20 protein-coding genes and 1 riboswitch are annotated in these 22,144 nt (G+C 68.6%); of the genes, 11 read left to right on the forward strand and 9 right to left on the reverse strand.

Going from position 1 to position 22,144, the window contains the following annotated elements:
• Positions 1 to 123 precede the first annotated feature (123 nt).
• Positions 124 to 222: riboswitch (glycine riboswitch) on the reverse strand.
• 133 nt (positions 223 to 355) lie between these two features.
• From AC3ERS_RS24330 to AC3ERS_RS24355, 6 genes are all read right to left on the reverse strand, one after another.
• Positions 356 to 940: a MerR family transcriptional regulator gene (locus tag AC3ERS_RS24330; RefSeq protein WP_431970432.1), complete on the reverse strand. Its 585-nt coding sequence runs from the start codon at positions 938 to 940 to the stop codon at positions 356 to 358.
• Between the two features lie 220 nt (positions 941 to 1,160).
• A complete protein-coding gene (locus tag AC3ERS_RS24335) occupies positions 1,161 to 1,634 on the reverse strand; it encodes a bifunctional nuclease family protein (protein ID WP_141811267.1) in 474 nt (157 codons plus the stop codon).
• Between the two features lie 215 nt (positions 1,635 to 1,849).
• On the reverse strand, positions 1,850 to 2,653 hold the full coding sequence (gene ftsR / locus AC3ERS_RS24340; RefSeq protein ID WP_431970383.1) for a transcriptional regulator FtsR: 804 nt from the start codon (positions 2,651 to 2,653) through the stop codon (positions 1,850 to 1,852).
• 70 nt (positions 2,654 to 2,723) lie between these two features.
• Entirely contained in the window at positions 2,724 to 3,209 is a 486-nt protein-coding gene (gene odhI, locus AC3ERS_RS24345) for an oxoglutarate dehydrogenase inhibitor Odhl (protein ID WP_431970384.1), read from the reverse strand.
• Between the two features lie 164 nt (positions 3,210 to 3,373).
• Positions 3,374 to 3,772: a glycine cleavage system protein GcvH gene (gene gcvH, locus AC3ERS_RS24350; RefSeq protein ID WP_431970385.1), complete on the reverse strand. Its 399-nt coding sequence runs from the start codon at positions 3,770 to 3,772 to the stop codon at positions 3,374 to 3,376.
• A gap of 42 nt (positions 3,773 to 3,814) precedes the next feature.
• Positions 3,815 to 4,456 (reverse strand): CDP-alcohol phosphatidyltransferase family protein, encoded by a 642-nt coding sequence (locus tag AC3ERS_RS24355; protein ID WP_431970386.1) that lies wholly within the window; start codon positions 4,454 to 4,456, stop codon positions 3,815 to 3,817.
• A 128-nt stretch (positions 4,457 to 4,584) separates the two neighbouring features.
• Here AC3ERS_RS24355 and AC3ERS_RS24360 point away from each other — a divergent pair, with 128 nt between their 5' ends.
• The 3 genes from AC3ERS_RS24360 (at position 4,585) to AC3ERS_RS24370 (ending at position 8,737) form a co-directional block, all read left to right on the forward strand.
• Positions 4,585 to 6,279 carry a GMC oxidoreductase gene (locus tag AC3ERS_RS24360; RefSeq protein ID WP_431970387.1) on the forward strand — a complete coding sequence of 565 codons (1,695 nt, stop codon included), beginning with the start codon at positions 4,585 to 4,587 and terminating at the stop codon, positions 6,277 to 6,279.
• A gap of 113 nt (positions 6,280 to 6,392) precedes the next feature.
• Positions 6,393 to 7,736: a DUF2252 domain-containing protein gene (locus tag AC3ERS_RS24365; RefSeq protein ID WP_431970433.1), complete on the forward strand. Its 1,344-nt coding sequence runs from the start codon at positions 6,393 to 6,395 to the stop codon at positions 7,734 to 7,736.
• A gap of 110 nt (positions 7,737 to 7,846) precedes the next feature.
• Complete coding sequence (locus tag AC3ERS_RS24370; RefSeq protein ID WP_431970388.1) at positions 7,847 to 8,737, forward strand: nuclease-related domain-containing protein; 891 nt, start codon at positions 7,847 to 7,849, stop codon at positions 8,735 to 8,737.
• Between the two features lie 24 nt (positions 8,738 to 8,761).
• Here AC3ERS_RS24370 and AC3ERS_RS24375 read toward each other — a convergent pair whose 3' ends face one another.
• Positions 8,762 to 10,696: an acyl-CoA dehydrogenase family protein gene (locus AC3ERS_RS24375; protein WP_431970389.1), complete on the reverse strand. Its 1,935-nt coding sequence runs from the start codon at positions 10,694 to 10,696 to the stop codon at positions 8,762 to 8,764.
• 86 nt (positions 10,697 to 10,782) lie between these two features.
• Between AC3ERS_RS24375 and AC3ERS_RS24380 the strand changes: the two genes are divergently transcribed.
• Genes AC3ERS_RS24380 through AC3ERS_RS24390 form a run of 3 tightly spaced genes read left to right on the forward strand, consistent with a single transcriptional unit; the run spans position 10,783 to position 14,047 of the window.
• On the forward strand, positions 10,783 to 11,436 hold the full coding sequence (locus tag AC3ERS_RS24380; protein WP_431970390.1) for a TetR/AcrR family transcriptional regulator: 654 nt from the start codon (positions 10,783 to 10,785) through the stop codon (positions 11,434 to 11,436).
• Positions 11,436 to 12,368 (forward strand): ABC transporter ATP-binding protein, encoded by a 933-nt coding sequence (locus tag AC3ERS_RS24385; protein ID WP_431970391.1) that lies wholly within the window; start codon positions 11,436 to 11,438, stop codon positions 12,366 to 12,368. The genes AC3ERS_RS24380 and AC3ERS_RS24385 overlap by 1 nt, the downstream gene beginning before the upstream one ends.
• Positions 12,365 to 14,047 (forward strand): ABC transporter permease, encoded by a 1,683-nt coding sequence (locus tag AC3ERS_RS24390; RefSeq protein WP_431970392.1) that lies wholly within the window; start codon positions 12,365 to 12,367, stop codon positions 14,045 to 14,047. The genes AC3ERS_RS24385 and AC3ERS_RS24390 overlap by 4 nt, the downstream gene beginning before the upstream one ends.
• 48 nt (positions 14,048 to 14,095) lie before the next feature.
• On the opposite strand, the gene AC3ERS_RS24395 is transcribed toward AC3ERS_RS24390, so the two are convergent.
• Positions 14,096 to 14,956 (reverse strand): LLM class F420-dependent oxidoreductase, encoded by an 861-nt coding sequence (locus AC3ERS_RS24395; protein WP_431970434.1) that lies wholly within the window; start codon positions 14,954 to 14,956, stop codon positions 14,096 to 14,098.
• A gap of 233 nt (positions 14,957 to 15,189) precedes the next feature.
• On the opposite strand from AC3ERS_RS24395, the gene AC3ERS_RS24400 reads away from it, so the two are divergent.
• Both AC3ERS_RS24400 and AC3ERS_RS24405 read left to right on the forward strand, forming a co-directional pair.
• Positions 15,190 to 16,614 carry a threonine/serine exporter family protein gene (locus tag AC3ERS_RS24400; protein ID WP_431970435.1) on the forward strand — a complete coding sequence of 475 codons (1,425 nt, stop codon included), beginning with the start codon at positions 15,190 to 15,192 and terminating at the stop codon, positions 16,612 to 16,614.
• A 111-nt stretch (positions 16,615 to 16,725) separates the two neighbouring features.
• Positions 16,726 to 17,388, forward strand: a complete 663-nt coding sequence (locus AC3ERS_RS24405; protein WP_431970393.1) for a biliverdin-producing heme oxygenase — start codon at positions 16,726 to 16,728, stop codon at positions 17,386 to 17,388.
• A gap of 3 nt (positions 17,389 to 17,391) precedes the next feature.
• Here AC3ERS_RS24405 and AC3ERS_RS24410 read toward each other — a convergent pair whose 3' ends face one another.
• Positions 17,392 to 18,906, reverse strand: a complete 1,515-nt coding sequence (locus tag AC3ERS_RS24410) for a sugar transferase (protein ID WP_431970394.1) — start codon at positions 18,904 to 18,906, stop codon at positions 17,392 to 17,394.
• Positions 18,907 to 19,402: 496 nt separating this feature from the next.
• Between AC3ERS_RS24410 and AC3ERS_RS24415 the strand changes: the two genes are divergently transcribed.
• The 3 genes from AC3ERS_RS24415 to AC3ERS_RS24425 are packed head-to-tail and all read left to right on the forward strand — an operon-like array spanning position 19,403 to position 22,142.
• Positions 19,403 to 20,722: a methyltransferase domain-containing protein gene (locus tag AC3ERS_RS24415; RefSeq protein ID WP_431970395.1), complete on the forward strand. Its 1,320-nt coding sequence runs from the start codon at positions 19,403 to 19,405 to the stop codon at positions 20,720 to 20,722.
• Positions 20,719 to 21,495: a glycosyltransferase family protein gene (locus tag AC3ERS_RS24420; RefSeq protein ID WP_431970397.1), complete on the forward strand. Its 777-nt coding sequence runs from the start codon at positions 20,719 to 20,721 to the stop codon at positions 21,493 to 21,495. Before AC3ERS_RS24415 ends, AC3ERS_RS24420 begins: the two co-directional genes overlap by 4 nt.
• Positions 21,492 to 22,142: a PIG-L deacetylase family protein gene (locus AC3ERS_RS24425; protein WP_431970398.1), complete on the forward strand. Its 651-nt coding sequence runs from the start codon at positions 21,492 to 21,494 to the stop codon at positions 22,140 to 22,142. The genes AC3ERS_RS24420 and AC3ERS_RS24425 overlap by 4 nt, the downstream gene beginning before the upstream one ends.
• The last annotated feature ends 2 nt before the right edge of the window (positions 22,143 to 22,144 follow it).

Here is a 22,144-nt window from a genome sequence, read left to right on the forward strand (position 1 = left end):
GGTACCAGCCCTCCCCCTCTGTCGTGGTGCCTGAGAGATTCGGGCGGCCCGGTCGAAGCCATTCCCTTTCCCCATGGGCGGGCGGCCCTGCGCACGCGCAGACCACCGCTTTCCAGAGGCGCCGAAGCCCGTACGGTCCCTGTTGCCTGAGAGATTGACGGGGAGGTGCTGCTCCTTCGGCGCCCGGTCTGTTCGAGACCGGAACTCTCCCGCACGGCGGCGACGCACCGTCAGTTTATGTCGGCGCGCCGCGAAACGATGCCTCCGCCCGGGTGTCGCCCTCGTCACTCCGCCGCGGCGGACAGCGAAAGGCCACCGTCCCGCGCGGGTGACGGTGGCCTGATGCCGCTCGGTGTCAGCCGGTGGCCCTGTTCATCCGCGCCTTGCGCCGGAACGCCAGCTCGTCCTCCGGACGCTCGGTCGCGGTGCTCGCGCGCTCCGCGGGGAAGTTCGCGATAGCGCCGGTCAGCTCGCGCATGGCGCCGCTCACGGCGATACCGAAGACACCCTGCCCGCCCTGCAGTAAATCGACGACCTCCTCGGGCGAAGTGCACTCGTACACCGAGGTGCCGTCGGAGAACAGGGTGATGCCCGCCAGATCCTGGACGCCCCTGCTGCGCAGATGATCGACGGCGATGCGGATGTTCTGCAGCGAGATCCCCGCGTCCAGCAGCCGCTTCACGATCTTGAGGACCAGGATGTCCTTGAACGAGTACAGCCGCTGACTACCCGAGCCCGCCGCGCCCCGGATGGAGGGCACGACGAGTCCGGTCCTGGCCCAGTAGTCGAGCTGACGGTAGGTGATTCCAGCGACCTGGCACGCGCTCGGCACACGGTAACCGACGAGCTCGTCGGGTACGGAGTCATCCGGGAACAGGCCGGGCTGCACCTCTGAGCCCTCGGTTGAGCCCTCGGTCGGACGGACGTCCGGCCGCCGCACATCCTGCGATTGCTCTGCCACTGACCACTCCCTTGCTCCGCAGACGCCTAGCCTCATCGATGGCCCGGCTCCGTGATGACCAACAACCCGTCATTCCGGACGTGGCCCAACTATCGAGATTACTCCCGTTGATTGTCTCGGGAGCGGCATCGTCGGACCAAACGCGACGCGCGGTAAAAGTCTGTAGCTGTAGTTGAGGTCTAGAAGATTTTCGGAATCCTCAGCTGTCGGTGGCCTTGAAGTCGTCCGGCGACACCGACTCGAGGAACTCCTTGAACTTCTCCACTTCGTCCTCGCGTTCGTCGGGCATCACCAATCCCGCTTCCTCGAGGACCGCTTCCTCGGCGTGAATCGGGCAACCCACGCGCAACGCGATGGCCACCGAGTCGGACGGCCGCGCCGAGATGCGTAGCTCGTTGTCGAAGACCAGATCCGCGTAGAAGGTGCCCTCTTGCAGATCCACGATCCGGACTTCCTTGAGAGTGTGCCCGAGCTCGGTGATCAAGATCTTGATCAGATCGTGGGTCAGCGGGCGGATGGGCGTCACCCCCTCCTGCTCCAGCACAATGGCCGTCGCCTCGGCCTGCCCGATCCAGATCGGAAGGTACCTGTCCCCCGACACCTCGCGCAGCAACAGCACGGGCTGGTTCTGTGGCTGCTCGACGCGGATGCCGATCACGCGCATTTCACTCATGCCCGCGCCTCGCTAACCCTCGGCTCCGGCATGCGCGAAGCACGCTGTGACATGATTCGCTCGCTCATAGCACTGCCTCCCATATTCGCCGGCCGCCCGACCTGACCGCTGCAGAGCACGCCGTACCACGAGTCTAGGCGAACCCATGGCGGTGCTGCGATCGGTGTGCACAGCCGAAATCGGCGTGTTGCCGGGGTGGAACACAGGAGCGGAAGTCAGCTTCCGAGAGAGTTGCGTACCGAGGCTTTCACCAGGCAGGTGTGCAGCGTCAGCGAGAGTGCCGCGAGTTCGCGCACAGTTTCCTCGGCCCTTGCCCGCGCGCCCGCGTCGCGGCTCTTGGCGATCGGCGCGGCGATCTGCGCCAACAGCGCGGCCTCCCGGTCCGCGGCCAGTTTGAAGGCGCGCAGATGCCGTGCCTCCAGGCCGAATTCGGCCATGGCGCGGGCGGTTCTGGCCAACGTGACCGCCTCGCCGTCGAAGAATCCGGCGGCGCCAGGGGTGATCAGGTTGGCCCGGATCAGATCGTTGAGGAACCGCTCATCGATCTCGGCCTGCTCCAGCAGATCCGCTCGGGTGAGCCGGATTTCGTGATCGAAGCGCAACTCGTCCGGCGAGACCTCGCCGGGCACCACGCCCAGCCTGCGCGGCGCGGCCGTCCGCGGGACACGGCCGACCTGCGCGGCGGCGGAGCCGGAATCGGCGCCCGTGATCGGGCCCGATTCCGCACCGCCGGGACGGCCGGAGTGCGCCCGCGCGCGAGCTTCCCGCACGCCGAGCGTGGCCGCTCCGCTGTCGATCGCTTCCAGTTGCTCCTTGATCACCTTCAGCGGCAGGTACTGATCGCGCTGCGCGGTCAGCACGAACCTGAGCCGTTCGCAGTCCGCGACCGAGAACCTGCGGTAGCCGGAGGGCGTGCGCTCCGGCCGGATCAGGCCCTCGGACTCGAGGAACCTGATCTTCGAGATGGTGATGTCCGGGAAGTCGGGTCGCAGTAGGTCGAGAACGGAGCCGATCGACATCCCTCCGCGCGCCCACTGCGCCGCGCCCGTCACAGCGCCGTGCCTTTCACACACATCGGCGCCGTCGTGCTCATAGACTGCCCGCACCCGCTGACGGCTCGTTCACGGCGGCGCGCGGTCCGGTCAGGAACACGAGCCGGAACTTGCCGATCTGGACCTCGTCGCCGTTCTGCAGCTCCGAGGAGTCCACCGGCTCCCGGTTCACGTAGGTGCCGTTCAGGCTGCCCACGTCCACCACCTGGAACGTGTCGTCGTCCTGCCGGAACTCGGCGTGCCGACGGCTGACCGTGACGTCGTCGAGAAAGATGTCACTGTCGGGGTGACGCCCCGCCGAAGTGGTCGGCTGATCCAGGAGGAACCGCGATCCCGCGTTCGGCCCGCGCTTGACGACCAAGAGGGCTGCGCCGACCGGCAGGCCCTCGACCCCTTGGACCGGCTGCTCACCGGTCTGCTCACCGGAGCGCGACGCGTCGACCTCGCTCAGGAAATCCGCGCGGAAGACCGACGTCGTCTCGGCCGCGGTCTCCTGGTAACCCGGGTCTTTGTTCTCGCTCACCGTTTCTCTCCTCCTCGAACCTGATTATCCATGCAAGCAGGTGATGCTTCGCCGACACGACCGGTCGTGTCGCTAGAACACCGGCAGCGGATGCCGGTACATCTGTTGGCTTTGACCGTACCCTGCCGGGGCGTGCCCGTGCAGGGAGAACTAGGAAGGCCGCGTCAGCCCCCGATAACTCCTTGATAACCTGCCGCATCCAGCAGTTCACCCAGCGTGACATCGAGCCCGGCGGCGTCCTCCACCTCGAGCTCGAACAGCCAGCCCGCACCATACGGGTCGGTGTTCAGCGTCTCCGGCGCGGAGGTCAGTTCTTCGTTCACCGCAACGACTTTCGCGGCCAGCGGGGCGTAGATGTCCGAGACGCTCTTGGTGGACTCGACCTCCGCGATGCCCTCGCCCGCGCTCGCCGCCCGGTCCGCGTCCGGCAGCTGCACGAACACGACATCACCGAGCTGCGACTGCGCGTAATCGGTGATGCCGACCCGCACCCGATTCGGGGCGACCCGGCGCACCCACTCGTGCTCTTCGGTGTACCGCAGATCCTCGGGGGTTAGGGGCACTGGGCGTCCTTTCGTAGTGAACGTTGCACGCAACCTTATCGGTTATGGGCGACGGTGCCCCACAGCCGGTATCGCTCGCGCCACCGCAATGGCCTTGCCCGCGTAGAGCACGCCGGTCCAGAGATACACCGCCGTGCCCCAGACCAGGAAGGCCCCGCCGAAGGCCCGGCCGAAACCGGCGAGTGCCCAATCCATCTGTCCGGCAAGCAACCATGGCAGCGCGGACATGAGCGCGAAGGTGGCGGCCTTGCCCAGATAGATGACCTCGGGCGGGTCCAGATCCCGCCGTTTGTAGACCGAGAGCGTGAAGGTCAGCATCAGATCGCGGCCGACGAGCAGCAGCGCGACCCACCACGGCAGCAGGCCGCGGATCACGAAGGCCAGCAAGGTGGTCACCAGGAAGAGCCGGTCCACGAACGGGTCGAGCAGCGCGCCCAGACGGGACCCCTGATCCAGCAGCCTGGCCAGCTTGCCGTCCAGGAAATCGGTCACGCCGCTGGCGACAAGCAGCGCGAAGGCCCAGCCATCGGCCTCCTCGACGAGCAGCAGCCACAGGAACACCGGCACGCCGATCAGCCGCAGCACGCTCAGCACGTTCGGGACGGTGAGGATGCGGTCGTCGAACACGCCACCGCCGGTGTCGGCGCGCTCGCCGGGTTCGGTGGTCCCCGATTCCGTTGTCACACGCCTGTGCTTACCGCACGAGCCCCTGGCGTCGCCATCCGGGCTCGCCGTGGGTTTACGCCACATCGCCCACCCTGAAAGAATGAATATGAAACCATCTCATCATCGATAGATGAGGAGAGGATGTCATGCCCGCATTCGACTACGACGTGGTAGTGATCGGTTCCGGGTTCGGCGGCAGCGTGAGCGCCCTGCGGCTGACCGAGAAGGGCTACCGGGTGGGCGTGCTCGAGGCCGGGCGGCGCTGGACGGCCGACGACCTGCCCAGCACGAATTGGAACGTGCGCAAATCCCTTTGGGCACCGCGCCTCGGCCTGACCGGTCCGCAGCGGATCAGCATTCTGGGCAAATGCGCGGTGTTCTCCGGCGCCGGAGTGGGCGGCGGCTCACTCATCTACGGCAACACCCTCTACGAGCCGCTGCCGAGCTTCTACACCGACAAGCAGTGGGCGCACATCACCGACTGGAAGGCCGAGCTGGCGCCCTACTACGACCAGGCCAAACGGATGCTCGGCGTCGCGCCCAACCCGCGCATGACGCCCGCCGACACCGTGATCAGGGAGATCGCCGACGACCTCGGGGTCGGCGATACCTTCCACGCGACGAACGTCGGAGTCTTCTTCAACGAGTCCGATCCCGGCACCGAGGTCGACGACCCGTACTTCGGCGGCGCCGGCCCGCGCCGCCGCGGCTGCGTGCACTGCGCACGGTGCTTCACCGGCTGCCCGCACAACGCCAAGAACACCACCCCCACCAACTATCTCTACCTGGCCGAACAGGCGGGCGCCGAGGTGCATCCGCTGACCACGGCCACCGTGGTGCGCCCGCTGTCCAGCGGTGGCTACGCAGTGGAGACCGAGCGCTCGGACCGCTGGATCCGCAAACAGCACAGGACGTTCACCGCCGAGCAGGTGGTATTCGCGGGCGCCGCGCTGGGAACCCAGAAGCTGCTGCACCGGATGCACGACGAGCGGGTGCTGCCCGCGCTCTCGCCCAGGCTCGGCGAGCTGACCCGCAGCAACTCCGAGGCAATCCTCAATGTGGTGAGCCGGACGCGGCGCGATTTCGCCGAGGGCATCGCGATCACCTCCTCCATCCATCCGGAGGCCGACACGCACATCGAGGTCTGCCATTACGGCAAGGGACAGAACGCGCTGTTCCCTATGTCGGTGCCGATCGTGGACGGCGGCGCGTTCCGGTTCCTGCGGTTCCTGCTGGCGATCCTGTTACACCCTGCGGTGTTCCTGCGCAGCCTGAACGCCAGGCACGCGTCGGAGAAGTCGGTGATCCTGCTGGTGATGCAGTCGCTGGACAACTCGCTCACCTCGTTCCGCAAGCGCGGGCAGCTGAAGACGAGGCAGGGCACGGGCGAGCCGAACCCGACCTGGATCCCGCTCGCGCACGACGTCGGCCGCCGCTTCGCGGAGAAGGTCGACGGTGACACCCACGGCCTGATCATGGACGTCTTCGACATCCCGGCCACCGCGCACTACATCGGCGGCTGCGTGATCGGCGAGAGCGCCGAGACCGGCGTGGTCGACCCGTATCAGCGGGTGTTCGGGCATCCCGGCCTGCACGTCGCGGACGGGTCGGCGGTCACCGCGAATCTCGGCGTGAATCCCTCGCTGACCATCACCGCCCAGGCCGAGCGAGCCATGGCCTTCTGGCCGAACAAGGGCCAGGACGATCCACGCCCCGCGCTCGGCGAGCACTACCGGCGCATCGATCCGGTGGCGCCCGTCGGGCCCACCGTCCCCGCCGCGGCGCCGGGCGCGCTGCGCCTGCCGATCGCGCCGGTCGATCCCCCCGTGCCTGCGACCTGAGCCGCGCGGTCTCGGCGTCCGCACGATGCGCGGGAATCGACGGCGGCAGGCTAGCGTGATCCCTCGTGTCGGACAGTGGTGTTGATCTGCGTTCCTACGTCCCCGCCGAGGAGATGCGCGAGCGTGGGCGCGCCCTGCGCGAGCGTGTCCCGGTGACCGCGCGCGACCGCGAGGTCACCGGCACGCGGCGGCCGGAGGTGCTCGAATTCCTGCGCGCCGCACACGCGGACCGGCTCCCGCACCTGGTGCCGCTGCGGGTGGGGCGCATGATGTCCGGTCCGTTCACGTTCTACCGCGGCGCGGCCGGACTGATGGCCGCCGATCTGGCCGATGGACCGGTCAGCGGTCTCGACGCGCAGCTGTGCGGTGACGCGCACGCCGCGAACTTCGGCCTCTACGGCACCTCGCGCGGCGAAATCATCATGGACATCAATGATTTCGACGAGACCATCGCCGGGCCGTGGGAGTGGGATCTGGAGCGCCTCGCCGCCAGCCTGGTGCTGGCCGGGCGCGAGTCGGGCGCCGACGAGGACGACTGCCGCAGGGCCGCGCGCGACGCCGCCCGCAGCTACCGGATCGCCGTCGACACGCTCGCGGAGCAGCCTTTCATGGAGTCGTGGACCGCCCTGCCCGACGAATCCGTGATCAGCAGGGCCAAGGCCGACGACCTGCTCGACGACTTCAAGAAGGCGGCCAAGAAGGCGCGCAAGAACAACAGCGCCAAGGTCGCCGCCAAGTGGACCAGGCATCTCGACGACCACGTGACCGATGTCAGCAAGCACCGATTCGTCAGCGACCCACCGGTTCTCACCCCGGTCGAGGACGCCGTGGAGCAGGCCGTCATCGACGGATTGCAACGCTACGGCGATACCCTCGGCGAGTCGCGACGCAACCTGCTGGCCCGATTCGCGGTGTCGGACGTCGCTTTTCGTATCGTCGGCACCGGAAGCGTCGGGCTGCACAGCTATGTCGCGCTGCTGCACGGCAACGACGGCGAGGTGCTGGTGCTGCAGCTCAAGCAGTCCATTCCCTCCGCGCTCGCGCCGTACCTGCCCGTACCGCCGGTGCGCCACGAGGGCGAGCGAATCGTGCAGGGCGCCAGGCTGGTTCAGTCCGACTCCGACATGCTGCTCGGCTGGACGACGCTCGCACTCGGCGGGCGCGAGCTGCCTTTCATCGTCCGGCAGTTCCGCAACTTCAAGGGCAGCATCGACCCGGCCGCGCTGCCCGCGGACGATCTCGACGACTACGGCAGGCTGGCGGGCGCGCTGCTGGCCCGCGCGCATTCGCGATCGCTCGATCCCCGTCTGCTCTCCGGGTATCTGGACGGTGACGAGAGCTTCGACGAGGCCGTCGCGAATTTCGCGGTGCGCTACGCCGATCGCACCGAGGCCGACCACGCCGAGCTCGAACGTGCGGTCCAGGCTGGGAAACTCGCCGCCGAGGTTCCCGAATGACCGGTGCCGCCGGCTTCCAACACGCCGCGTGTCGGTGTTGGCGCGGCGCGCCGCGCGCCATTGCTCGTATCCTGTCCACTGTCGCGTGACGACGTGAAGGGCGGTCGCGAATGCTCGTACGAGTACAGAACCCGGCTGGCACGAATGCCGAACGGGCACTGATCGATTGGCTGCGCACGTGGAAGGACCCGGTGAGCCCGCACGGCGTGGCCACCATCAATTGCAGCCTGTTCCACAAGGACAAGCTGCACCAGTTCGACGCGGTCGTCTGGACGCCGACCAGCTGCGTGGTGATCGAGGCCGAGGCGCTCGTCGCCCGCCAGGACGGCGTGCTGGAGATCCCGCTGAACGGGCCGTGGACGATCAACGGTGAACCCGCCGCGATGGAGAGCAGGGACAAGCGCACGCCGCTGGAGAAGTCCCGCGATCACACCTTCGCGCTGCAGGACTGGCTGTCCGCCCGCGGCCTCGGGCAGCGCGCGGTGCACGGCGTGGCGCTGGTGGTCCCGCTGCGCGGAGCCGAGCTGCAGATCCAACAGGCGTGGAGCGACCCGAGTTTCGACGTCATCCTCGGCAACGACCCCAGCAGGCTGCGGCACTACTTCGACACGCTCGCCGAGAGCGAGAAGCACCTGTGGACCGCCAACGACGTCGCGGTCGCCTTCCGCGGTCTCGGCATCCTCCCCTATCTACCCGCACCGCAGGAGCTGATCAACGAGGGCTTCATCGGCCCCGTCGACATCACGCTGTGGCACGGCGGCCCGCAGCAGGCCCAGGCCGAGGCGTACGCCGAAGAGCTGGCCCAGCTGGAGCGCGACGCGCGAGGGCCGATCGTCAAGGCTCCGTGGTACAGCCCGTGGAAGCTGTACCCGACCGAGCGCGGCGACATCGACATGGGCCGCGCGCTCATGCGGGCGGTGCTCACGGTCGGCATGGTGGTGGCCATCGCCTGGGTGCTGTGGTTCGTCGTCACCGCGATCCTCACCTACGGGCCGGGCTGATCGCTCGGCGCGCACCGCCCCTGATCAGCTCCGCTCGTAGACGCTCGCGTCGTCGAGCATGGCGGCGCGCAACATCGTCTCCGGCACGCCCATCGCCTCCACCAGCGTCAGCGCGTGCGGGCGCAGCCGGTCCACCAGCTCGTTCACCCCGCGGCGCACCGCCTTCGCGCGCTCGACCGACATGAACCGGTGCATGATGAACCAGGCCGAGTTCTCCTCGAGCATGGTGTAGACGAACAGGTCGCACACGTCGTCGGCGAGCGCCTTGGCGTCCGGGTCCTCGATGTCGCCGATGCCTTCGATGAAGGCTTCCAGCACCAGCCGGTCGATGTGCGCGGCGCCCGCGGCCAGGATGTGGTCCTGGGCGTTGTTGAACGCCTCGAAGGGACCGGTCTCCTCGGCCCGCGCGCGCAGCCGGTGCGCCGCGGTGCGGACCAGGTAGTCCTCGCGGTCGGCGAACAGTTGCAGCTGCACCGAGCGCCGGGACAGGTCGCCCTCGTCGACTCCGTCGTCGCCGCGGTCGCGCAGCGTCTGGATGAGCTGACGCACACCGGAGCGCTTGCGCACCACGTCACCGGCCATGGTGGCGGCGAAACGCACCCAGCCGAGCGCGTCCAGATCGCGGATCTCGTCGGCGTAGGCGGTCAGCAGTTCCTTGGCGACCAGTTGGGTCAGAACGATGTTGTCGCCCTCGAACGTGGTGAACACGTCGGTGTCGCCCTTGAGCGTCACGAGCCGGTTCTCGGTGAGATACCCTGCGCCGCCGCACGCTTCGCGACATTCCTGGATGGCGCGGGTGGCGTGCCTGGTCTGGGCGACCTTCAGGCCCGCCGCGCGCTTCTCCAGCGCGCGCTGCGCGTTCGGCTCCAGATCCTGGCCGGTCTGCACCAGGTGCATGCGGCGAACCAGGTCGTTCTGCGCGAAGGCGTAGGCGTAGGACTTCGCCAGCAGCGGCAGCAGCCTGCGCTGGTGGCTGCGGTAGTCGAGCAGCACCGTCTCCTCGCCGCTGTCCGGATCGGCGAACTGCCTGCGCTTCAGCGCGTACCGCAGCGCGATGCTCAGCGCCACGCGCGCTCCCGCGGCCGCCGCGCCGCCCACGCTGACCCGCCCGCGCACCAGCGTGCCGAGGGTGGTGAAGAAGCGCCTGCTCGGGTTGTCGATCTCCGAGCTGTAGGTCCCGTCGGGCGCCACGTCGGCGTAGCGGTTGAGCAGGTTCTCGCGCGGGACGCGGACGTGATCGAAGGTGATGCGGCCGTTGTCGACGCCGAGCAGGCCGCCCTTGAGCCCGTCGTCGGAGGTGGTGACGCCGGGCAGGTCGGCGCCCTGGTCGTCGCGGATCGGCACCAGCAGGCAGTGCACGCCCTGGTTCTCACCGTTGGTGATGAGCTGGGCGAAGACCGCGGCCATCCTGGCGTGCTCGGCGGCGCCGCCGATGTAGTCCTTGCGCGCCGACGGCGTCGGGCTGTGCACCACGAATTCCTGGGTGCCGGGATCGTAGGTGGCGGTGGTCTCGATGTTGGCGACGTCGCTGCCGTGCCCGGATTCGGTCATCGCGAAGCAGCCGAGCAGGTCCAGCGAGATCAGCCTGCGGATGTACTCACGGTGCCGTTCGGTGCCGAGGTTCTCCACCGCCCCGCCGAACAGGCCCCACTGCACGCCCGCCTTGACCCACAGCGACAGGTCGGCGTAGGCGAGCATCTCCAATCCGGTGACGGCCGCGCCCGGTTCGCCGGTTCCGCCGTTCTCCCTGCGGAATCCGCGCTCGGCGTAGCCGAGGGTCGCGATCACCCGCATCTGGTCCAGCACGCGGGCCCTGGCCGCCTTGTAGTCGAGGTAGGGGTCGCCGGTGAATTCCTGCCCGGTCAATTGGGTTCGGGCCTCCTCGCGGACCGACCCCCATGGTCCATCGAGTGCCGCACGAAGGTGTTCTGCCGTCGTAGAGCTGCTGCCGGTAGCCATGACTTCGACCATAGTCGCCACGTACCACGCGGAATCGAGGCAAAACTCTTGCCCCCGATTGAACACACGTTTAATATACTGAACATGTGTTCAAGCAACAGCCCGTATCGCAAGGATCCTCCGCGGATCTGACCACGGCGGCCCGTATCAGAGACGCCGCGATCGAAGTCTTCGGCGAGCACGGATTCCAGGTCGGGGTTCGTGCCATCGCGGCCGCGGCAGGCGTCTCCCCCGGACTCGTCAACCACCACTTCGGTTCCAAAGACGGTCTGCGCGCCGTGTGCGACGACCGGGTGCTGGAGCTGATCCGGGACGAGAAGGTCAAGGCGATCACGGCACCCAACGCCGCGTCGGGCATGCTCGCCGCCCTGGCCGAGATCGAGATCTACGGCCCGCTCGTCGCCTACATGGTGCGCAGCCTGCAAGCAGGCGGACCGATGGCCGAGTCGCTGTTCGAGCACATGGTCGCCGACGCCGAGGTCTACATGCAGCAGGCCGTCGACGCGGGGACCGTGAAGCCGAGCCGCGACCACAAGGCCCGCGCCCGATATCTGATGATGCTCAATGTCGGCGCCATCCTGCTGTGGGTGCAACTGCATCGCCGCGACGACGAAAAGATCGATTTCCGCAGGGCGATCCGCGCGATCACCGAAGAACTCACCCCACCGGCCCTCGAGTTCTACACCCAGGGCCTGCTCATCGACACCACCCTGATGGACACTGTCATGAAGGAGCACTGATGTCCGAGGTCATCGAAGCCGAGGATCTGCGTAAGACCTTCGGCCACGTCAAAGCCCTCGATGGGCTGAACCTCACGGTCAGTGAGGGCGAAATCCACGGCTTTCTAGGCCCCAACGGCGCGGGCAAGTCGACCACCATCCGGGTCCTGCTCGGCATCCTGCGCGCCACCTCGGGTCACGCCAGGCTGTTCGGCCGCGACCCGTGGACCGACGCGGTCGGCCTGCACCGCGAATTGGCCTACGTGCCGGGCGATGTCACGCTGTGGCCGTCGCTGTCCGGTGGCGAGACCATCGACCTGCTCGCCAGGATGCGCGGCGGCATCAACGCCGAACGTCGCGCCGAGCTGATCGAGCGCTTCGATCTCGACCCGCGCAAGAAGGCGCGCACATACTCCAAGGGCAACCGGCAGAAGGTCGCGCTGATCTCCGCGCTCGCCTCCGACGTGCGGCTGCTGCTGCTCGACGAGCCGACCTCCGGCCTGGATCCGTTGATGGAACAAGTCTTTCGCGAGTGCGTGCACGAAGCGCAGCAGCGTGGCACGACGGTGCTGCTGTCCAGCCACATCCTGTCCGAGGTGGAGGTGCTCTGCGATCGGGTGACCATCATCCGGGCAGGGCGGACCGTGGAGACCGGCTCGCTGTCCGATATGCGCCATCTCTCGCGCACCGCTATCACTGCCGAATTGCTCGGCGACCCAGGCGATCTCAGCCGGATCGGCGGCGTCGAGGACATCGAGCGCGACGGGTCGACGCTGCGCTGCCAGGTCGACAGCGAGCACCTCGGCGAGCTCATCCGGGTACTCGGCGACGCGGGTGTGCGGAGCCTCACCAGCGCGCCGCCCACGCTCGAGGAACTGTTCATGCGGCACTACCACGTCGACGGCCAGGCGGGCGACACCGCGACGACCCACGGGGAGAAGGTGCGAGCATGACAGCATCGCGGAGCGATTCGTTGAGGGGTGGCGGCCGGGTGACGGGTGGGCCCACCGCCGTCCACCGCGCCTCTGCCGCACCGCTTTTCGGCGAATCCGCCGATTTCGCGGGCACCTGGCAGTTGCTGCGGCTGTATCTGCGTCGCGACCGGATCGTGCTGCCGCTCTGGTCGCTGCTGATCGGGTTGATGCCCGCCTTCCAGGTGGTCAGCATCAAGGACCTGTACACCACCCAGACTCAGCTGGACGATTTCGCCCGGACCACCGCCGACAGCCCGGCCCTTGTCGCCATGTACGGGCCGGTGTTCAGCACCGAGCTGGGCTCGATCGGCACTTGGAAGGCCGGCGCGATGTACACGATGATCGCGATCGCGACCATCCTGACCGTCATCAGGCACACCAGGGTCGAGGAGGAGACCGGTCGCGCGGAACTGGTCGGCGCCACCAGCATCGGCCGCTTCGCGGGGCTCACGGCGGCGCTCACGCTGACCTTCGGCGGCGCGCTGATCGCCGGAATCTCCTGCGCCGCTTCGCTCTACGCCGCCGACCTGCCCGCGGCGGGTTCGCTGGCGTTCGGCGCGGCGCTTGCCGCGTCGGGCATCGTGTGGGCCGCGATCGCCGCGGTCGCCGCCCAGGTGAGCGCCGGTGCGCGGGTCGCGCGCGGCGTCGCGTTCGGGACACTGGGCGCTGCCTTCGCGCTGCGCGCGGTCGGCGACGCGGGCAACGGCGTACTCTCCTGGTTCTCGCCGATCGGCTGGTGCCTGCAGATCCGCCCCTACGCCGACGAACGGTGGTGGGTGCTGCTTCCGCTCGCCACGGCCGCCGTGCTGGCGACCGGCGCCGCCTACGCCCTGCTCGCCTCGCGCGACACCGGCTCCGGTCTGCTCGCCGAACGGCCAGGCCCCGCCGCCGCGGCGCCGCGACTCTCCGGCCCCGTCGCGCTGGCCTGGCGTCTACAGCGCGGCACGCTGCTGGTCTGGACGGTGGGCTTCGGCCTCTACGGTCTGCTGATCGGCGGCGCGGTGAACAGCGTCAGCGACATGCTCGACGACAGCGGCACCATCACCGATCTGGTCACCCGCATGGGTGGTTCGGAGAGCCTGGAGGAGTCGTTCATCGCGTACGCGCTCGCCATGCTGGCCGCCGCGGCGTCCGCGTTCTCGATCTCCGCGGCGTTGCGCCTGCACGACGAGGAGGCCAGCCAGCGGGCCGAGGCCACGCTGGCGGCCGCGGTCGGCCGGACCCGATACGCGTTGAGCCACATCGCTTTCGCGCTGGCCGGCCCCGCGCTGGCGCTGCTCACCGCCGGGCTCGCGATCGGTGTCGTCTACGGTCTCACCACCGGTGATCTCGGCGAGAAGCTGCCGGAATCGCTGGCCGCCGCGGCCGTGCAGGTACCCGCGGTCTGGGTGGTCACCGGCATCACGATCGCGCTCTTCGGGCTCGCGCCGCGCTACACGCCGGTCGCCTGGGGCGTGCTGAGCGGCATGGTCGTGCTCTTCTTCGTCGGCTCGCTGAACGGGCTGCCGCAGTGGATGGTCGACCTGGTGCCGTTCGTGCACCCGCCGAAGCTTCCGGGCGCGACGTTCGAGGCGACGCCGATCCTGTGGTTGCTGGGCACCGCCGCCGTCCTGCTCACCGTCGGCATCGCGGCCTACCGCCGCCGTGACCTGCGCTGACCCGACACCGTGCGCCGCCGCTCGTTCGCGGGCGGCGGTGCACGCGTCTCAGCGCCGGTCGATCCCGGTGAGCCCCAGTTTGCCCGCCAGCCGCTCGAGATAAGCGCGGACCTCCTCGGCGTCGCGGTCCGGCAGACCGAAAACCGCCTCCGTCACGCCGAGTTCGGCCCACTGCGCCAATTGCGCGGCATCGTGCCGCCCCGCCAGCGCGACGATCTCCGGGGTCTCGGTACGTCCGTGTTCGCGCCAGATCCGGTGCAGCAGTTCGATCTTCTCGCCGAGGCCTTCCTCGGTGGGTGTCGTGATCCACCCGTCGGCGTTCTTGGCGAGCCAGGCGAACGACTTCTCCCCGCCCGCCGCGCCGAGCAGCACGGGGATGCGCTTCTGCGTCGGCTTCGGCCATGACCAGCTCGGACCGAAGCTCACGAACTCGCCGGAGAAGCTCGCCTCCTCCTCGCTCCAGATCGCGCGCATCGCGTCCAGGTGTTCGCGCAACACCGTGCGCCGCTTGTTGGCGGGCACCCCGTGGTGGGCGAGTTCGTCGGTGTTCCAACCGAATCCGACGCCGAGGCTGACCCGTCCGCCGGACAGGTGGTCCAGCGAGGCGATGGCCTTGGCCAAGGTGATCGGGTGGTGTTCGGCGGGCAGCGCCACCGCGGTCGAGAGCGTGATCCGTTCGGTCACCGCCGCGGCCGTGCCCAGCGCGACCCAGGGATCGAGCGTGCGCAGGTAGCGGTCGTCGGGCAGGCTGGCGTCGCCGGTGCGCGGATGCGCCGCCGCGCGCACCACCGGAATGTGCGTGTGTTCGGGGACATAGAACGAATCGAAGCCGGCCCGCTCGGCTGCCGCGGCGGCGTCGGCGGGCGTAATGCCCCGGTCACTGGTGAACAACACGATCCCGTACCGCATCGCACGCACTCCCATCGCCAGAAATTAGAACAAGTTCTACCACCTTTCACCGCGCCGCACCATGGTCTTGCGCCCCGCGCACGCGTGCTGACAGGCGCGGATGCCGGACCCGCACCGCGACAACTATGGTCGCGGGCATGGGTCTTGACGCGCCGCCGGGAGGAGACAACACGAATCCGCGAGCCGATCACCCCGGCTGGCGCAACAGGGTGTGGCCACGCCGGGCCCCGCATCTGCCCGGTGTCAGCGAGGCCGTCGGGCTGCTGGTGGCCGACCGGCAGGCCACCGCCGACACCATCGTGGCCGCGCCCACTCCCCTGCAACCAATCGACCTCACCGACGACGCGAGGGTGGCCGAGGTGCTCGATCTCGCCGTACGCGCCGGAGAGGTGGTGCTCGCGTCGGGCACCGGCGTCATGGACACCACCACCCAGGTGCGTTTCATCGCGGCCACCTACGGCCTGGCCCGCTGCGATGTCGACGTCACCTACGACTCGATCCGCATCTGGGCCGACCGCGGCCCGCTGCTGCCGCCCGCGAGCACGATGCGCGTCGTGCAGTATCGCGCGCTCGACTTCACCCGGCTGGCCGCGGTGGACCGGCTCACCCGGCGCATCCGCACCCAGGTGGTCGCGCCCGAGGACGCGCGCGCGTCCCTCGACGCCATCACCTCCGCACCACACCCGTACCACCGCTGGACCGCGACGTTCGGCTGGTCGCTGCTCGCCGCCGCCATCGCCGCGCTGCTCGGCGCGGGCATCGTCGTCGCGGCGCTCAGCTTTGCCACCACCGCGGCGATCGACCGGACGAACCGGGTGCTGAACCGCTACGGGTTGCCGTTCTTCTTCCAGCACATGATGGGCGGACTCATCGCCGCGGTCCCTGCCATCGTGCTGTCCACCCTCGCCGAACCGCTCGGCTTCCACGCGGATCCCACGCTGATCATCGCGGCGGGCATCACCGTGCTGCTCAGTGGTCTGCAATTGGTGGGTTCGGTGCAGGACGCCATCACCGGGGCGCCGATCACCGCGACCGCGCGGCTGCTCGAGGTGGTGATGATGACCGGCGGCATCGTCGCGGGCATCGCGCTGGCGCTGCGTCTGGCGCAGGTGGTCGGCGCCACCGTGCCGTCCATCGATATGACCTCGGGTCGCGACATCACCGATCTGCCGGTCAAGATCGCCGCGGGCGCGATCGCGGCGCTGGCCTTCGCGCTCGCCTGCTACGCCGAGAAACGCGCGCTGGCCGCCGCGGCGTTCGGCGGCGCGGCGGGCGCGATCAGCTATCTGCTCGTCCAGCACGCCGGATTCGGTCCGGTGATCTCCTCCGGGGTGGCCGCCACCCTGGTCGGCATGGCCGGTGGTCTGATGGCCCGCCGCGCGCTGACGCCGCCGCTCGTCGTCGCGGTCGCGGGCATCACGCCGCTGCTGCCGGGTCTCAGCGTGTATCGCGGGCTCTACGCCATGCTCAGCGACGAACCGTTGCTCGGCTTCGATCAGCTGCTCGCCGCATTCGGCATCGGCTGCGCGCTGGCCGCGGGTGTGACGCTCGGCGAATGGTGCGACCGCTCGCTGCGCCGTCCGCGGATTCTCAGCCGTTTCGGTTCGCTCCGACGACCCATCGTCCGGCGCAGGCGGCGCGCGAATCCCGCACACTGATACCCTGCCGCGACTCGGGTGCGGCGAAACCGGCGAACCGGTATGGTCTGTGCGGTTAGTTAGGGTAGCCAAACAAGTGGGCTGCCGCAGGCGACGGTGAGGTGGTTCGGAATGTCGGAAGCAGTACCTTTCTCGGCACGCATCCAGTCCGCCACCGCGCGTCAGCACGCGGAGGCGGAGAACTCCTCGTTCATCAGCGACATGCTCGGCGGCGCGCTCGGCATCGACTCCTACCACCGCTACACCGGCCAGCTGTGGTTCATCTACCGCGCACTGGAGCAGCGCTGGCCCGAACTGGCCGACGACAGCGTCGCGGGCCCCTTCATCAAGCCGGAGCTGGCCAGGACCGCCGAACTCGAGCGCGACCTCGTCGCCCTGCTCGGCCCGGACTGGCGCGCCCAGCTGCGGGCGCTGCCCGCCACCGTCGCCTACGCCGAGCGCATCGAGGAGTGCTCGCGCGACTGGCCCGCCGGGTACGTCGCCCACCATTACACCCGCTATCTCGGCGACCTGTCCGGCGGTCAGGTGATCCGGGGCACCGCCGAGAAGCTGTGGGACCTGCCGCGCCGCGGCGACGGGGTCCGCTTCTACGTCTTCGACGGCATCGCCAATCCGGCCGCCTTCAAACGCGAATACCGGGCCCTGCTCGACGACCTGGCGGTGGACGAGCTCGAGCGCAGGCGGGTGCTCGAGGAATGCCAGCGCGCCTTCGACTACAACTCCGCGATCTTCGCCGAACTCGCCGCGGAGTTCCCGGCGCGCCGCCCGTCCTGACGGTCAGTAGGCGCCCTCGCCGCGAGCGACCGCGCCGATGGTCTTGGCGATGAGCAAGAGGTCGAGCACCATCGACCAGTTCTCCACGTAGGAAAGATCCAGCCGCACCGAGTCTTCCAGCGAGAGATCCGATCGGCCGCTCACCTGCCAGAGCCCGGTGATGCCCGGCTTGACCAGCAGCCTGCGCCGCATCTCGCCGTCATAGCTGTCGACCTCGCGCTGCACCTGCGGACGCGGGCCGACGACGCTCATCTCACCGCGCAGCACGTTGAGGAACTGCGGCAGCTCGTCCAGACTCAACTTCCTGATCACCCGCCCGACCGGCGTCACCCGCGGATCGTCCCTCATCTTGAAGAACACCGGGTTGCCGCCGTTGGCCTCGATCAGCGCGGACACGGTGCGCTCCGCGTCCTGGTACATGCTGCGGAACTTGATCATCCGAAAAGGCTTGCCGCCGCGCCCGATCCGCTCCGAGAGGTAGAACACCGGCCCGGGGCTGGTCAGTTTGACCGCCAGGGCGATGGCCAGCAACACCGGCGCGATCGCCAGCAGCACGCCCGCCGCGAAACACGCGTCGAAGACCGCCTTTCCGGTCGACTTGGCCCGGTCGTACTGCGGTTTGGCGATGTGCAGCATCGGCATTCCCGCGACGAGCCGGTTCGTCAGCCGGGTACCGGAGATGTCGACCACGCCGGGCGCGACGATCAGCTCGACGCCGAGCGGATCGAGTTCCCATGCCATCCTGCGCAATTCGACCGGACCCAGGTAGTCCGTCGCGGTGACCGCGACGGTGTCCGCACCGCTGCGGCGCACCGCCTCCAGCACCGAGCGATCGTCGCCGACGACGGAGAAGCTGCGGCCGGATGCCCGCAGCGAGTAGCGCCCCGTCGTGGCGACCCCGTCCGGAATGCACACGCCCACCACGCGATAGCCCGAATCCGGGTCTCGGGAGAACGCGCTCGCCATCGCCTGCGCAGCCTCCGGGGCGCCGACCACGAGCACCGAGGTCAAGCACTCCGCGCGATCGCGGCGCCTGACGCGGGTGTGCCAGCGCCAGCCCAGCCTGCTGGACATCAGTCCGAGCAGCCCGAGCGGCAGTGCGATCGCCAAATAGCCACGCGCGAAATCGATCTGGACGATCAGCGAGACGATGGCCACGGCGCCGAACAGGCGCAGCGTTGCCGAGACCAGCCGCCGGTATTCCTCGGTTCCCGAGCCGACCACCTGCGGCGAGCGGGTGTTCCCGGCGGCGAGGAACAGCGCCCAGGTCGCCGCGAGCGCCACGGAAACGACCGTATAGCCGATCTCGTAGGACAATCGCCAGGCCAGCGGCGGCGCCGCGGGCCCGCCGAACCTGATCACCTGCGCCAGACCGACCGCGCCCGCTATCACTAGCAGATCCGTTGCGGCCAAGTGCTTCACGTAGTCGGCTTGCCAGCGTTCCCGCTCGGAACGCGGCGGGATGTGCGACGGTCCGGATATATCGAGATCGTCGCTGCCCGTGAGCTCGTAGCTCATGGAACACACACCTCCCCCTGGGAGAGAATTCGTTGCTCCCGATCCCTGTCGATCGGTCCCCCGCAGTCCCGCATCGGCCGTCCCGGGGTGTTCGGTCATTCGACGGCCAACAGCAGATTGTTACAGAACTCGAAACGGCGCACATATCGAATGCCAAGGGTCACACTGTATTCCAGAGAATAGCCGACGAACTTCCGGTCGGTTTCGCCCCCGAATCGGAAATCCGGCCCGATCGGAATATTACGGCAGGTAGCGCACTCGAGTTGCTTTCGAATCGAAACGGCGACCGGGGGGCCGATCGCGTCAACCCCCGATAGCGGACTCGATGCCCGCCCACGACACGCCGAGAGACGTGTCCGTAAACCGCTATCTCACAGTCGATTTCATCAGCCATACGGGGGCAGTTGGTTGTAACGTCTCACTGGATCGCCTCGCCGCCTGAGGCGTGCCGGCCGCCTGCCGGGCGATCCGATCTCTCAGCAGAAGGTGGGTCTGCATGCGTTGTCGTCTGTGTGATTCCGCGCGCCTTTCGAGCGTGCTCGACCTCGGCGCGACACCGCCGTGCGAGAAATTCCTCGCGGTGGACGAACTAGATCTGCCCGAACCCGCCTATCCGCTCCATCTGCGGTTGTGCGAGGACTGTCTGCTCCTGCAGATTCCGGCCTTGATCACGCCCGAGGACACATTCACCGAATACGCTTATTTCGCTTCGTATTCCGAAAGTTGGGTGCGGCACGCTGAAAGATTCGTTTCGCACGCCGTCGAACGGCTCGGCCTCGGACCCGAATCCTTCGTCGTGGAGGCCGCGAGCAACGACGGCTATCTGCTCAGGCACGTGGTCGCCGCGGGCATCCGCTGCCTCGGCATCGAACCGTCGGTGAACGTCGGCGCGGCTGCCCGCGCACTGGGCGTGCCGACCGAAACCCAGTTCCTGGACGAGGATTCGGCGGCGAAGGTGCGCGCGGTGCACGGCCCTGCGAACCTGGTCGTCGCCAACAACGTCTACGCGCACGTGCCCGACCTGCGCGGCTTCACCCGTGCGCTGCGCGAGCTGATGGCCGACGACGGCTGGCTGACGATCGAGGTACACCACGCGGCGAACCTGGTGCGGCTCGGGCAGTTCGACACCATCTATCACGAGCACTTCCAGTACTACACCGTGTTGTCGGCCCAACGCGCACTCGCCACAGCTGGGCTCACCGTCGTCGACGTGGAACTGCTTGCCACACATGGTGGTTCGATCAGACTGTGGGCTCGGCCCGAGGCGGCGGCAGGCGCGCCCGGTGAACGCGTCGCCGCGGTGCTGCGCGACGAAGCCGCGGCCGGGCTGCACGACCCCGACGGCTACCGGGATCTGGCCCCGCGCGCCGCGCATGTGCGTCAGGAGCTGTTGCGCTATCTGCTCGCCCGGCGCGCCGAAGGCAAAAGGGTGGTCGGCTACGGTGCGCCGGGCAAGGGCAACACCCTGCTCAACTACTGCGGCATCCGCCCCGATCTGCTCGAGTACACCGTCGACCGAAATCCCTACAAGCACGGCCGTTTCACGCCCGGCACGCGCATCCCGATCCACCCGACCGAACGTATCGATGCCGACCGGCCGGATGTGGTGCTGGTGCTGCCATGGAATCTGGAGACCGAGCTGACCGCGCAATTGCGCCACGTCGCCGACTGGGGCGGCGAGCTCGTCTACCCGCTGCCGACCGTGCATCGCGCCGACCTCACCAGCGCGACCCCAGACGACGACGCGGACCCGTCCACCGCCGCGGCGTCCACCGACAACGACTTCGAACACTTCACGGGGAGGCACGCGCGATGAAAGTTGTGCTGTTCTGCGGCGGCTACGGGATGCGGATGCGCGACGGCTCCGACGACATGATCCCCAAGCCGATGCAGCTGGTCGGTCCGCGACCGCTGCTCTGGCACGTGATGCGCTACTACGCGCACTTCGGCCACAAGGAGTTCATCCTGTGCCTCGGCTACGGCGCCGAGCACATCAAGAACTTCTTCCTCACCTACGAGGAGTCGGTCTCCAACGACTTCGTCATCCGCGAGGGCCGCGTGGAGTTGCTGCGCAGCGATATCAGCGACTGGTCCATCACCTTCGTGGACACCGGCGTGGAATCGGCCATCGGCGAGCGGCTGCGACGCGTACGGCAGTACATCGGCGAGGACGAGGTGTTCCTGGCGAACTACGCCGACGTGCTGACCGACGCGCCGCTGGACGAGATGATCGCCAGGTTCACCGCCTCCGGCGCGGCGGCCTCCATGATGGTCGTGCCGCCCCAATCCTCGTTCCACTGCGTCGATCTCACCCCGACCGGCGAGGTCAAGGACATCATGCCGGTCGCGAGGATGCCGCTGTGGGAGAACGGCGGGTACTTCGTGCTCACCCAGGAGGTGTTCGACCTGCTGCCACCCGACGGCGACCTGGTGGCCGACGCCTGCGGCGCGCTGGCCGGGCAGGGCAGGCTGTTCGGGTACCGGCACCTCGGGTTCTGGAAGCCCGCCGACACGTTCAAGGAGCGCGCCGAACTCGACGCGGGCTACCGCGCGGGCGTGCGGCCGTGGATGGTCTGGGAACCCGCGTGATCCCTCTGATCGTCGCGCCCGTCGCCGAAATCGCGGTGCTCGGCGCGCACTGCGACGACATCGCGATCGGCATGGGCGCCACGCTGCTCACCCTCGCGCGCCGCCGTCCCGGCCTGCGGGTGCGCGCGCTGGTCCTGTCCGGCGGCGGCACCGAACGCGAGGCCGAGGAGCGCGCCGCGCTCGCCGATTTCTGTCCCGGCGCGGCGCTCGCGCTCACCGTCCTCGACATCCCGGACGGTCGCGCGCCCGCGCACTGGGACCGAATCAAGAACGCGCTGGCGGACTTTCGCGCTGGCTGTGCGCCGGATCTGGTGTTCGCGCCGCAGCGCGGCGACGCCCACCAGGATCACCGGCTGCTCGCGGAGCTGACGCCCACCGAGTTCCGCGACCACCTGGTGCTCGGCTACGAGATCCTCAAGTGGGAGACCGATACGCCCCGCCCCACCGTCTTCCAGCCGGTCGCCGTCGATCTCGCCGAGGAGAAGGCGCGGCTGCTGCACAAGCACTACCCCTCCCAGACCGGGCGCGACTGGTTCGACGAGGCCGCGTTCACCGGCCTGTCCCGGCTGCGCGGCGTACAGAGCCGCAGCGGGCACGCGGAGGCATTCGTATTGGACAAGGCCGTCGTCGAGCTGGGAGGCAACTGAAC

It is taken from the genome of Nocardia sp. bgisy134 (assembly GCF_057708325.1).